The 13,200-nt window shown below is 35.6% G+C and carries 11 protein-coding genes; 4 read left to right on the forward strand and 7 right to left on the reverse strand.

Annotation, left to right across the window (positions count from 1 at the left end; genetic code table 11):
* Window positions 1-3: 3 nt before the first annotated feature.
* The gene (gene yihA / locus ACMHJ2_RS03910) at window positions 4-624 is read left to right on the forward strand and encodes a ribosome biogenesis GTP-binding protein YihA/YsxC (protein WP_413511650.1); all 621 of its coding nucleotides are present in this window, start codon (window positions 4-6) and stop codon (window positions 622-624) included.
* A 29-nt stretch (window positions 625-653) separates the two neighbouring features.
* Here the strand turns inward: yihA and ACMHJ2_RS03915 are convergent, their stop codons facing one another.
* The 4 genes from ACMHJ2_RS03915 to tyrS all read right to left on the reverse strand — a co-directional run bounded on the left by ACMHJ2_RS03915 (window position 654) and on the right by tyrS (window position 7,788).
* A complete protein-coding gene (locus tag ACMHJ2_RS03915) occupies window positions 654-1,313 on the reverse strand; it encodes a response regulator transcription factor (RefSeq protein WP_413511651.1) in 660 nt (219 codons plus the stop codon).
* Between the two features lie 138 nt (window positions 1,314-1,451).
* Complete coding sequence (locus ACMHJ2_RS03920; RefSeq protein WP_413511652.1) at window positions 1,452-2,969, reverse strand: RagB/SusD family nutrient uptake outer membrane protein; 1,518 nt, start codon at window positions 2,967-2,969, stop codon at window positions 1,452-1,454.
* 4 nt (window positions 2,970-2,973) lie between these two features.
* The gene (locus ACMHJ2_RS03925; protein WP_413511653.1) at window positions 2,974-6,072 is read right to left on the reverse strand and encodes a SusC/RagA family TonB-linked outer membrane protein; all 3,099 of its coding nucleotides are present in this window, start codon (window positions 6,070-6,072) and stop codon (window positions 2,974-2,976) included.
* A gap of 423 nt (window positions 6,073-6,495) precedes the next feature.
* Entirely contained in the window at window positions 6,496-7,788 is a 1,293-nt protein-coding gene (gene tyrS, locus ACMHJ2_RS03930) for a tyrosine--tRNA ligase (protein ID WP_413511654.1), read from the reverse strand.
* A 182-nt stretch (window positions 7,789-7,970) separates the two neighbouring features.
* On the opposite strand from tyrS, the gene ACMHJ2_RS03935 reads away from it, so the two are divergent.
* Window positions 7,971-8,969: an NAD-dependent epimerase/dehydratase family protein gene (locus tag ACMHJ2_RS03935; RefSeq protein ID WP_413511655.1), complete on the forward strand. Its 999-nt coding sequence runs from the start codon at window positions 7,971-7,973 to the stop codon at window positions 8,967-8,969.
* A gap of 87 nt (window positions 8,970-9,056) precedes the next feature.
* Here the strand turns inward: ACMHJ2_RS03935 and ACMHJ2_RS03940 are convergent, their stop codons facing one another.
* The 3 genes from ACMHJ2_RS03940 to ACMHJ2_RS03950 are packed head-to-tail and all read right to left on the reverse strand — an operon-like array spanning window position 9,057 to window position 11,599.
* Window positions 9,057-9,530: a DUF4296 domain-containing protein gene (locus tag ACMHJ2_RS03940; RefSeq protein ID WP_413511656.1), complete on the reverse strand. Its 474-nt coding sequence runs from the start codon at window positions 9,528-9,530 to the stop codon at window positions 9,057-9,059.
* Window positions 9,531-9,542: 12 nt separating this feature from the next.
* Window positions 9,543-10,880 (reverse strand): dihydroorotase, encoded by a 1,338-nt coding sequence (locus ACMHJ2_RS03945; protein ID WP_413511657.1) that lies wholly within the window; start codon window positions 10,878-10,880, stop codon window positions 9,543-9,545.
* Complete coding sequence (locus ACMHJ2_RS03950; RefSeq protein ID WP_413511658.1) at window positions 10,880-11,599, reverse strand: polyprenol monophosphomannose synthase; 720 nt, start codon at window positions 11,597-11,599, stop codon at window positions 10,880-10,882. The genes ACMHJ2_RS03945 and ACMHJ2_RS03950 overlap by 1 nt, the downstream gene beginning before the upstream one ends.
* A gap of 103 nt (window positions 11,600-11,702) precedes the next feature.
* On the opposite strand from ACMHJ2_RS03950, the gene ACMHJ2_RS03955 reads away from it, so the two are divergent.
* The gene (locus ACMHJ2_RS03955; protein WP_413511659.1) at window positions 11,703-12,374 is read left to right on the forward strand and encodes a DUF4271 domain-containing protein; all 672 of its coding nucleotides are present in this window, start codon (window positions 11,703-11,705) and stop codon (window positions 12,372-12,374) included.
* A gap of 14 nt (window positions 12,375-12,388) precedes the next feature.
* Window positions 12,389-13,132, forward strand: coding sequence for a uroporphyrinogen-III synthase (locus ACMHJ2_RS03960; protein WP_413511660.1), 744 nt, complete (start codon window positions 12,389-12,391; stop codon window positions 13,130-13,132).
* Window positions 13,133-13,200 lie beyond the last annotated feature (68 nt).

Consider the following 13,200-nt stretch of genomic DNA (forward strand, 5'->3'; position numbering starts at 1 on the left):
AACATGAAAATAAACACCTCAGAATTTGTAATCAGCAACTCCGATGTAAGTAAATGCCCAAATGAGCCTTTGCCAGAGTATGCCTTTATTGGAAGATCCAATGTTGGAAAATCTTCCTTAATCAACATGTTGACAAATTCAAAAAACCTAGCAAAAACTTCTTCTAGACCTGGAAAAACGCAATTAATCAACCATTTTAAGATAAACTCAAATTGGTTTTTAGTTGATTTACCTGGTTATGGTTATGCAAAAGTATCTAAAAAAACCAAAAGTGTATTTCAAAAATTCATAACTGAATACTTTGAAAAACGCAGACAATTAGTTTGTGCCTTTGTACTGATAGATATCAGACATGATGCACAGAAGATTGATTTAGAATTCATGGAATATTTAGGTGTATCCGCGATTCCATTTGCTATTATCTTCACCAAAGCAGATAAAGTAGGCAAAACGAAAGTACCTCAATTGATAGCTGCATATGAAAAACAGCTTCTCAATGGGCTTTGGGAAGAAATGCCTCCTTATTTTATTACTTCCGCAGAAGAAAAAACAGGAAGAGAAGAGGTATTAGCGTATATTGATGAAATCAATCAAGATATATTTAAAAATCCTTTACCGATATAAAATAAAAAAAACTGCCTAGGCAGTTTTTTTTATATATAATAGTCATTTACCGTTATAATTCCTGCACGTATCGCATATCGCGTTGCATCATGGACGCTGTTAACCTCTAATTTTTTAAATATATTTTTTCGATGAGTAATAACAGTATGAATACTGATATTTCTTTCGGCTGCAATTTCTTTGGTCATTTTACCTGTTGCAATTTCTTTTAAAATTTCTCTTTCTGAATTCGTTAAGATTTGCTCCACTTTAAACGCGGTTGTTTTATAAGAATTCAAAACTTCCTGCACACAAGGTGCTATGTACTTTTCTTTTTTACAAACCGTTTTCAAGGCTTTTTTTAATTCTTCTAAAGACTCACTTTGCAACAGGATGTTGAATCCATGTACCGACTTCATGTGTATCATTTTTTTCAACCACACTTCAGGTAGTTCCTCCAACCACATCACCCATACACTTTGTTCGTATTTGCCTTTCAATTCGCAAATCTCGTCTACGTGTTGTAACAGTTGATAGCCGGTTGGATTAAAAATGACTTGGCCTGAGCTATTTGTTTTTAGGAAGGTCTGAATTTCTTGCACCGTACTCAAGTCATGCCAAACGATAGCTTCGTAGCAAACCTGCTCTGCTATTGTTTTTATTCCTAAGCGAACTAATTCTTTTTCTTCTAAAATAGCAATGTGCAACATATCTAACATTTATCGTACAAAATTAAGGAAATAATACATAGGAATAAGCAACAAAAGGCGATCTAGTTAGACCGCCTTTTGCACCATTACTGATTGAATAAAATAAACAACTAATGAATCACTACTACTAATTCTATTTTAAAGATTTGGATTCTCTCTTTCTTCTACCGTTGGTATTTGGTATAAATAATAAGGACTATTCGCAACAAATTGACTTTGATCTGGAAAATTTAATGCATAATGTCCGTTTGCAGTCATTTCTTTGGTTTTTGTTGTTTCATTACCCTCTGCATCACGTACGATATAGCTATAGGTAACCTTGTTCAATTCGTATTTTTTACGCACAACCGCTTTTTGATTTCTAACGATATCGACCAAGCTAAATCCTTCGCCAAATAATTCTTTTCGTCTTTCTAACCAGATGGCCTCCAACAAATCATTACCTGTTAAGTTCGTTACCTCAGCAGCTTGTCTTGCTCTTTTTAGCTCGTTTAACTTATTGATTGCATCTCCATCATTTAAGCGAGCTTTTGCTTCTGCATTAATCAGATATATTTCTGACGTTCTCATTAATACGATATCCGCAATTTGCCCTGCTTTGAATTTGAATTTAGCGTAGCGCATCCAAACTACAGAAGCTACTGCGATATCTGCACTAGGATCTGGCGCCCAATTAATCATCGACTTTCTATAATCACTATTTTCAAATAAATCTTTAAAGTGTGGATCTGCATTAAAGCTGTAATAGTAACTCTCTTTCGAAGTAACATCTAAGAAGTGGAACTGATACGATGCGTTACTTTGCTCAGAAGTTTGAGGATGTCCCCAAATCCATTCGCGATTGTTAACATCATTAAATCCTCCTTTATATTCCGCCTCCGTCATTAAATAATCATTTAACGCCAATACACGATCCGAATAGTCTTTGGCTTTTTCCCAATTTCTAGCATACAAATTTGCACGTGACAAAAGACCTAAAACGACCGTGTGATCGATTTGGAATTTTTGAGCTCTTTGATATCCTTCAGGAATCAGCACTAAAGCTTCCTCTAAATCCTTAATTGCCTGATTATACACCTCTGTAACCGTTGCTCTTTTTTGCGGTTGTGTGTCAGCTTTGGTTGGTTCCAAATAAATCGGCACTGAAAGTGCATTTGGATCCTTATCAATAGCATAAGTATACGAAGACGCTAAGTGTAAATACATGAATCCTCTCAAGGCATACGCTTGTCCTTTAATTCTTCTACGTTCTCCAGCATCACCTTGTGATGCATCGATGTACGCCAAGATATTATTCATGTTGTTAATTGTCTTATAAGACAAATTCCAACTGTGGTTATTTGTTCCCCCTCTTCCGAAGATTGCACTGAATTGATAATGTGCACCAAATCCGTATTTACCGGTTTGCAACACAACATCTGATCCCATCGCATCACTGGCACGTAAAAACGAACCAAAACCAGGGTTTGCATATGTACTAAACGTCTCCATCAACTGTCCCCAGCTCCCATTCAATACTTTTTCACTTCCTGAAACCGTTTTGAATACTTCTTTTTCATCAATGGCATTTGTTGGTGAAGTATCTAAGTCACAAGAAACAAAAGCAACAGACAACATCAACAACAGGGCTTTCGTATATTTTATATAATTTTTCATGTTCTTATAATTTTAAATTTAATCCCACCGAAATAGTCTTCATTGCAGGATAACGGTAATAGGTTGTTCCATCAAAAGTTTGTTCAGGATCTAACCCTTGTTGTTTGGTTACTGTAAATAAGTTTTCCGCTTGAAAATAAACAGAAGCATCTCCTAGCTTCACTTTTTGCATCCACGCTTTCGGGAAGTTATAAGATACTGTTAGTGTTTTCAATTTTAAATACGAGCGATCAACCAAGAAATGCGTTGAGCTATTGGTCCAACTATTAGCAGTTGATGTAGTTAAACGCGCTACATCAGAATCTGTATTTTCAGGAGTCCAACGATCTAACATATCTGTACTCCAAGACGTCCCTCCTCCATTTTGTTTCATCAAGCTCAACTTATCGCTATTGTAGATTTTCCCGCCAATTCCATACGAAAAATTAGCCATCAATTGCCAGTTTTTGTACGTCAATTCCGTTTGAAATCCCCCAGAAACTTTTGGCAGTGAATTTCCACTCTTCACGCGATCTTTGTCTTTCAAATCACTGTAATTTTCTGTCATATAGCGATTGCCATTCGCATCTGTTCCAAACCATCTCGGTTTTCCTGTTTCAGGATTTACACCCGCCCATTCTTGTAAGTAAAAATCATATACAGATCCCCCTTTTATCCATTTTTTTGTTCCTGAATACATCTCTGCTGTAGGTAAGTTTACAATCTTATTCTTATAGGTTGTAATATTTACTCCTAATTTCCACGCCCAATCTTCGGTCTTAATTGGATAGCCTTCTACCGTAAATTCCCATCCGTAGTTTTTAATTTTTCCGATATTTTGCTGAATAGAAGAAAAACCCGTTGATGGCGCAAGCTCTCGATCAAACAGCAAATCCTTAGAACTTCGATCGAAATATTCTACCGTTCCCCTTAATCTGTTGTTAAACAAACCAAAGTCCATCCCTAGATTAAGGTTCATATTTGATTCCCAGCCCAATTTGGGTGTTTCCAACCGCTTAGCAACTAAACCAGGATCTCCTAAGTTATTATAAATATCATATAAAGCTTGATAGGCATAATAGGTTGGTAAATTATCATTCCCTTGTGATCCATAACTCGCGCGAAACATCAATTCATTTAGCCCTGCCTCTCTAAATTGTTGCATAAAATCCTCGTCAATTGTTCGCCAAGAAGCTCCGATTGACCAAAATTTACCCCATCGACTGTCTTTGTGAAAACGAGAAGAACCATCTGCTCGGTAAGAGGCCGATAAGTAATATTTTTTATCATACGCATACTGTGTAGTTCCAAAGAAACTAAGCATAGTATATTCATCCGCTTTTCCATAAAAATCAACCAAACGAGAAGCCGCATCTGGTTGCTCATACCCCAACATAATTAACTGTTCTCTTACCCCACCAAAGTTATTGGATTTGTACTCATAGTATTCTTGTCCTGCCATAAAGGACAAGCTATTTTTATCATCTAAATCCAAATCATAGTTTAACACATTATTAAAGGTCATGCTGGTAGTACGTGTATTTTCCATACTTACACTTCCGCCTGTTGCACTTGAGGGACCAACCTCTGGGTTAGCTACATTGTGATTGTACAAACTTTTGTAATCTACGTTTACTGAAGTTTTCAACTTCAAATTATCTAAAAACTTAATTTGAGTATACGCACGAACCGTTGCCACATCTGCCTTGTTTTCTGCTTTGTCTAATGGCAAAGTAGCTACTAAATTATAACGAGCATATGAACTCGCTCTATAAGCTCCAAAGTCGTAAAGGCGATTGCCCGATTCTGGGTCTAACAGATAAGCTCCAGTGGTTAAATCACGTTCATAAATTGGGTAAAAGGATGGCATATTACGACCAAAACCAATCACATTATTAATCGCGCTATCATCTTGTTTGGGATAGTCCTGAATAGAATGAGAGGCTGCCGCATTTAATCCCAATTCCAACCAATCTTTTGCGTCAATAATAATATTAGAACGGAAGTTAAAGCGTTTAAATCCAGATTCTTTTACATATCCTTCTTGATTTAGAAACCCTCCAGACACAGCGTATCTCGATTTTGCTCCACCACCAGAAACGCGGACCGTTAAATCTGTATAATTGGCATTTTGAGACAAGGCATCTACCCAGTTATCATTCCACAACGGCTGTAAACCAGCGCGTAATTTACCATCTGTCCCAACAGGTTCTGGATTATTAGTTCCATAAGGATTGATTCCCAAAGTGCTAACTAAATTTGCCGTTGCATATTGAGAAGCGGTTGCCCAATCTTCACCCGCCATATCCATACGACCATTGCGTATAGCCTCCCAACTCATCTCTGCATATTGGTTGGTATTCATGGTCTTATAATCCCTTTGCGCTCTGCTTGAAGTTCCATATTTTGCCGAGATTTCAACTTGAGGTTCTTGATTTTTCAACCCTTTTTTGGTGGTAATCATAATAACTCCATTTCCTGCTCTCGAACCATATAAAACAGCCGATGTAGCATCTTTTAATACCGAAATAGATTCAATATCTGCCGGCGCAATAGCAGACAGACCTCCTTCATAAGGAACCCCATCTACTACGTATAAAGGTTTACTTCCTGCATTGATAGAACCCACCCCACGAATGCGTATTTCTGCCTCCGATCCGGGTTGTCCACTTTGTGCAAACGATTGTACCCCTGCTACCGAACCTTCTAAAACTCTTGAGACATTACTCACTTGAGATTGTCCAATCGTTTTAGCGCTAACTAATCCTACTGATCCTGTATAGGTCTTTTTATTTGCTGTACCATACGGTATTTGAATAATAACTTCTTCTAGGTTTTCTGCTTGAGCCTCTAGAAAAATATTTACTTCCGTTTGATTGGAAATATTAACTTTTTTGGTTGTATAACCAATAAAAGAAAAAGCTACGGCTTGATTAGGCTGAACCTGTAAGGTATACTTCCCATCCAAATCTGTTGCTACTCCTTTACCTGTTTCAAGTATCGTTACACTAACCCCTGGTAAGCTTCCTCCAACATCAGAAACCGTCCCTTTTAGTGTAATCTCTTGTGCTTGTAGCTGATAAACTCCGATCAGTACAAAAACAATTTGTAAAATTTTTTGCATAAATTGTTCCTTTGATTAACAGATACAATCCGTTAATGCATTAATAAAAAGTGATATAAGTAAACTAATTTGGACATGCAGAGTATGATGTCCCTTAAGAAAATAAGAAGATGTGCTAGCTACAACACATATTCATGCAGCACTCCATAGACGTTGAAGAAGATACTTCCTGTTGACTATAAAAAAAGAAAGAAGTCATTTTTGGTAAAAAAACTATTGACTGCATACTACTACTTTTTAGATGATATGCTTTTCGTTCTACTAGATGCAGAATTCAAAGCAACTATCGTTTTATTTTGATAGGACAAATATAGGAACTCAACTAACAGGTGTAAATACCATGTATATGGTAGATTTATATAAAAAAAGGGTTATCTCAATGAAACTGAGATAACCCTTTGAACGGTATATGATTTGATGTCCTTACTTTACATCTAAAATAAAGTAATTCTTTTTCCCTTTTTGCAATAGAATAAATTGGTTGTTAATCAAATCTGAGGTTTGAATCACATAGTCTTCCGTTACTTTTTCTCTATTTACAGCAATCGAATTCGCTTGTAAGGATCGACGTGCTTCTCCATTAGAAGGCATAAACCCGCTTTTACCAGCTAAAGCCTCAATAATAGGTAATCCTGCTTCGATATCCGCTTGGGCTATTTCCGCTTGGGGTACGCCATCAAACACTTCTAAAAACGTCTTTGCATCCAACTGTTTTAAATCATCCGCAGAAGAATTACCAAATAAAATTCCTGAAGCTTTGATGGCATTTTCTAGATTTTCAGTTCCGTGAACCATTGTCGTCACTTCTTCTGCTAATCGCTTTTGTAAAATGCGCAAATGCGGCGCCTCTTGATGTTCTTTAATTAAAGATTCGATTTCTTCGCGACCAATAAAAGTAAAAATCTTAATGTATTTTTCTGCATCCGCATCCGATACATTCACCCAGTATTGGTAGAATTTATAAGGTGAGGTATATTCCGATGCTAACCAAATATTTCCCCCTTCTGATTTTCCAAACTTTGTTCCATCCGCTTTAGTGATTAACGGACAAGTTAACGCATAGGCTTTTTCGCTGATGGTACGGCGAATTAATTCTGTTCCCGTTGTAATATTACCCCATTGATCAGAACCTCCCATTTGTAAAGTAACCTTCTTCGCTTGGAACAAATGCAAAAAGTCATAGCCTTGCATCAATTGATAACAAAACTCTGTAAAAGACATCCCATCTTGAAATTCTCCATTTAAGCGTTTTTTTACAGAATCTTTGGCCATCATATAATTCACTGTAATATGCTTTCCAATCGTTCTAATGAATTCTAAGAAGGAGAAATCTTTCATCCAATCGTAGTTATTCGCTAATTCCGCTGCATTTTCAGTTCCCGAATTAAAATCTAAAAAACGTTCTAATTGGGCTTTGATTGCATTTTGATTGTGACGCAAAGCCTCCTCTGATAATAGATTTCTCTCATTAGACTTTCCAGAAGGGTCACCAACCATTCCAGTAGCACCTCCAATTAAAGCAATTGGTTTGTGTCCTGCCATTTGAAAATGCTTTAAAAGCATTACACCTACTAAATGTCCAATATGCAATGAATCCGCTGTTGGGTCAATTCCCACATACGCCACACGCATCTGCTCCAACAAATGTTCTTCAGTGCCTGGCATAACGTCGTGGAGCATTCCTCTCCAAGTCACTTCTTCAATAAAATTTTTCATTTACTTATATTTTAGACAAATATAGCTCAAAACCTTACGCTATCTGAACTTTTTTTAGATACCTCTTCATTTTTATGGCTTTCAAATGGTTCAAAACGATACACTGAAAATACGGGCGTTACTTTAAAACTTTTACTTCAATTCTTTCACTTTCTAGAACATAACCTTTACATTTGTTTATTATGATATTGGTCACTGGTGCAACAGGCTTAGTAGGAAGCCATTTACTTTTACACCTTCTTCAAGAAGGCGAGCAAACTATTAGGGCAATTTACCGCCATACGGAGCGTATTGCTAAAACCAAACATTTATTTGAACTAAATCAAGCGCAACATTTATTCGATTTGATTGATTGGCAATACGCTGATATTTTAGACGTGCCTGCTTTAGAAGCGGCTTTTGTGGACGTGGACTATGTGTATCACTGTGCAGCCTTCGTTTCTTTTGATCCAAAAGAGGAAAAAAAATTGCGTAAAACCAATATTGAAGGCACAGCTAATATCGTTAATCTCTGTCTTGCTAACCACATTAAAAAACTGTGTCATGTCAGTTCAATTGCCGCACTAGGTGAATCTCTAAATCCCGCTATTCCCATTACAGAACAAACAGAATGGAATCCAGAACTATATCACAGTGATTATGCTTTGAGTAAATTTGGTGCTGAAATGGAAGTTTGGCGTGGCACCCAAGAAGGATTAGATGTCGTGATTGTCAATCCTGGTGTCATTTTCGGTGCAGGTTTTTACAGAGAAGGCAGTAGTGAGTTACTATATAAAGTTAGCCGTGGTTTTCCCTTCTACACAACAGGAACGACAGCTGTTGTTGCTGTACAAGATGTTGTTTATTGTATGAGAAAGTTGATGCAAAGTACAAGTAAAAATGAACGCTTTATTCTCGTTTCTGATAACCTGACTAATCGCGAGATTTTACACTTCATTGCCTCCTTACTTCAAACCAAACCAGCATCTATTAAAATTAATCGCCTAGGTCTTTCAATTGGATGGCGACTTGATGCATTTGTGTCTATACTAACCGGGAAGAAAAGAAGCTTTACACGTGCAATCGCGAAAGCTTCTCTTAGTCAATATATTTATGATGCCTCAAAAATTAAGCAAACGCTCAATTTTACATTTTCTTCTTACACCGATTTTTTACTAGAAGTAAGCAAACGTTTGAACTAAACTTTATTCATTTTCTTTCGCGACCTCATTCATTTTTATTTGTTGCAAGAGTTTCTTTTTCATTTTGGGGCTCACTTCGTCTATTTTTCACTCTTTCAAATTAACTTCCTCTTTGGATACAGCTATCTTTTTATCCTCAATTTCATGTGCAGATACACGTTCAATTGAATCATTTACAGTATTTTCACCATTAGTTAAAGGAGATAATTCAATGCTTTTTTCAGGTACTAAAGAATCTATCTTTTCTTTTTCTTTTTTCAATCGATCCATAACTCGCATTTGCATATTGTAATATACACTCTTTTTTTGAGCGATATAATAGCGGTTATTTTCCATAAATGCCAAGCTATCAATCTGATATTTCTTAAAGATATCCTTTAATCCAATTGCTTTGATTGTATCAATAGCAAAAGAATTTGTACTTTGTACCCCAGATAAAACAGCTACATCATACAAGATATCTTCCATTTTATTGGCTTCAATAAATGGATTAGGTTTATCCTGTTTTTGACAAGAAAACAGCAATAAAGTGAGTAGAAAAGTAACGAATACATGCTTCATTTTTGTGTAATTCTAACGTTCAAAAAGTAATCTCTGTCCACAACGAATCTCTTTTACCTCATCATTTTCATAAACCAAACACCCATTTACGAATGTATGCGTTACTTTAGATGAAAATGTTTCTCCTTCAAAGGGCGACCAACCACATTTGTATAAAATATTCTCTTGCTTAACTTCCCAACTACTATTTGGATCAATTAAAACAAGATCCGCATGGTATCCTTCTTTTAAAAAACCTCTCTTTTCAACTTGGAAAAGGATAGCTGGATTATGTGCTGTTTTTTCTACAATTTTTTCTATCGAAATTTTCCCTTGTTTACTTGCTTCAAATAAAGAGACTAAAGCATGCTGAACTAAAGGCCCTCCTGAAGGAGCTTGCGCATAAGACTTAGCCTTTTCTTCTTTTGTATGAGGCGCATGATCTGTTGCAATAACGTCAATACGACCATCTAATAAAGCTTCCCAAAGTTTTTCTTTATCTTCCGCTGTTTTAACTGCTGGGTTCCATTTAATAAGATTGCCTTTCGTTTCGTAATCTTTATCTGTAAACCACAAATGATGCACGCAAACTTCGGCAGTAATTTTTTTATCTTTTAATGGAATATCATTGCGAAATAATGCCGTTTCTTTTCCTGTTGACACGTGAAACACATGCAATCTAGCTCCCGTTTTCTTCGCTAATTCTATCGCTTTAGAAGATGAAATATAACACGCCTCTTCACTTCGAATCAAAGGGTGACATTGAACAGGAATAGCCTCTCCATATTGCTCCTTGTATTTTTTTAAATTTGCTTGAATTGTTTCTTCATCTTCTGCGTGAACCGCAATTAACATCGATATATTCGAAAATATCTTCTCTAAAACATCTTGACGGTCCACTAACATATTTCCTGTAGAAGAGCCTAAAAACAATTTAATTCCTGCGACATTCCTAGGATTTGTTTGAAGTAATTCTTCTAAATTATCATTGGTGCCTCCCATCATAAATGAATAATTCGCATACGAATTGGAAGCGGCAATTTCATATTTCTGTTCTAACAATTCTTGGGTAACTGCATTGGGTACGGTATTAGGTTGTTCTATAAAGGATGTAATCCCCCCAGCAACAGCCGCTCTTGACTCAGATGCGATATCTCCTTTATGAGTTAATCCAGGTTCACGAAAATGAACTTGATCATCAATCATCCCAGGTATAACGTATTTTCCACGAGCATCAATCAATTGCATATCAGTGGTTGCATCAATGGAAGTCGCTATACGGATAATTTTTCCATTTTGTATGTGAATATCTCCTTTTGCGATGATTCCCTCATTAACAAGGTTTCCATTTTTAATTAAATAGTTGCTCATTATAGTTTGTTTAGTAGTTTTCTAATCTTCAGATTCATTACACCAAAAATAGCTTCTTTAATAATGCCTTTAGACATTTTCGATTCACCTCTTGTTCGATCTGTAAAAATAATAGGTACTTCCGAAATAGGAAATTGTTTCACATAAACCCTATACTTCATTTCAATTTGAAAGGCATATCCTACAAATCGTATTTTATCCAAATCAATACTTTCCAATACTTGTTTGGTATAGCAAACAAATCCAGCCGTGGTATCCTTAATAGGCATGCGTGTAATCCATCGCACATAAATAGAAGCCCCATAAGACAATAAAACACGGTTTAGAGGCCAGTTTACTACATTTACTCCCGTGACATACCTTGAGCCAACGACCATACCTCCTTGCTCCTTACAACGTGTTAAGAGACGACTTAAGTCTAATGGATTATGTGAAAAATCAGCATCCATTTCAAAAATATAAGCATACTCTCGTTGCAAAGCCCATTTAAAACCATCAACATAAGCGGTACCTAAACCATTTTTACCTTCTCGTTTCAATAGATGTAAAGTTTCGAACTTCTTTTGAAGTTCTTCCACAACTTTAGCTGTCCCATCAGGAGAATTATCATCTACAATGAGTACGTGAAAACACTCGGGTAATTCGAGTACTGCCTCAATGATTTGCGTTATATTTTCAATTTCATTGTATGTAGGAATAATAACTAGTCCTGCGTTCATTGTCTTTACTTTGGTTACAAAAATAACCTTTTTATAGAAAGTTAACCCTTAAATAAGTAACAAAGTCACACAAATACATTTTTTTACTAATTTTGCAAATGATATGGACAATTTACTATTAACGGAAAGAATTGTTACCAATAAGGATTGGGCTACCCTACTATTTTTTGTGGGCTTTTCTATTATTGCTATTAATAGAACTATTTTTAGTATTCGCTTTTCTGAGTTTACTCGTTTAGCAATATCAGATAAGTATATTAAAATTTATAAAGACAACACCAACCTTCGCAATAGTTTTACACTTTCATTTCTAGCGATTCAGTTACTGTCTATTACTTTCTTTTTTCAAATTGTAGCAAGATCTTTTGGTTTTATCGAACAATACAGTTTTTTATCCTTCATACAAATTCTAAATTTCACTTGTTTTTTTGTCATTGGAAAATATTTAATTGACAAGATTATAGGGATTACCTTTGACATAGAAGATTTTGTAGATCATTTTAATTTACAAAAAGCAACCTATCGAAATTACATTGGCATGTATCTTTTAGGCGTTGATTTGCTCTTATTTTATAACGATATAGTCAATCAAATGGTAATTAGTCTCTTTGGAATTACGTTAATATTAACAAATCTTAGTTTATACGTTATTTTTATAAAAAATCATCGAAAAACGATATTAAATAAGTTGTTCTATTTTATTTTGTATCTTTGCACCCTTGAAATAGCTCCTTATTTTATAATATACTTTGCATTTAAAAACTTTAGAGCCTAAATAAGAATTAAACTATGAAAGTGAAAACAATTTTGGTTTCTCAACCAGAACCTAAAGTAGAAAACTCTCCATACTTTGAGATCGAACAAAAGTATAAAGTAAAAATTGACTTTAGGCCTTTTATACACGTTGAAGGTGTACCAGCTAAGGACGTAAGACAACAGAAAATCGATTTAAACAACTTTACAGCTGTAATTTTAACTAGTAGAAACTCGGTAGATCACTTCTTTCGCGTTGCAGAGGAAATGCGCTATAAAGTACCTGAAACACTAAAATATTTCTGTCAATCTGAAGCGGTTGCCTATTATCTACAAAAATATGTAGTGTACCGCAAAAGAAAAATCTATGTAGGTCAAAAAGATTTTGCTGATTTAGCTCCTTTGATTAAAAAGTACAAAGATGAGAAATTCTTATTATCAGCCTCTGATCAATTAAATGCAGAAGTACCAACTATTTTAGGAGAGTTAAAAGTAGATTGGACTGCGGGAACTTTTTACAGAACCGTGATGAGTGATTTATCCGATTTAGCAGATGTAAAATACGATATTTTGGCCTTTTTTAGTCCAACAGGAATCAAATCATTATTCATGAATTTTCCTGATTTCTCCCAAGATAATACGCGAATTGCTGTATTTGGCACAACTACACAAAAAGAAGCCTTAGATCACGGTATACGTGTGGATATAATGGCTCCTTCGCCAGAAGCTCCATCCATGACCATGGCTCTTGAAAAATACATACAGAAAGTAAATAAATAATTGCAAAAAAAGTCTTCCAATAGAAGGCTTTTTTTTAGTTATGGGTGATGGGAAATGAGTGAAGGCTC

It is taken from the genome of Myroides odoratus, assembly GCF_965118575.1.
Classification (GTDB): Bacteria; Bacteroidota; Bacteroidia; order Flavobacteriales; family Flavobacteriaceae; genus Flavobacterium; species Flavobacterium odoratum_B.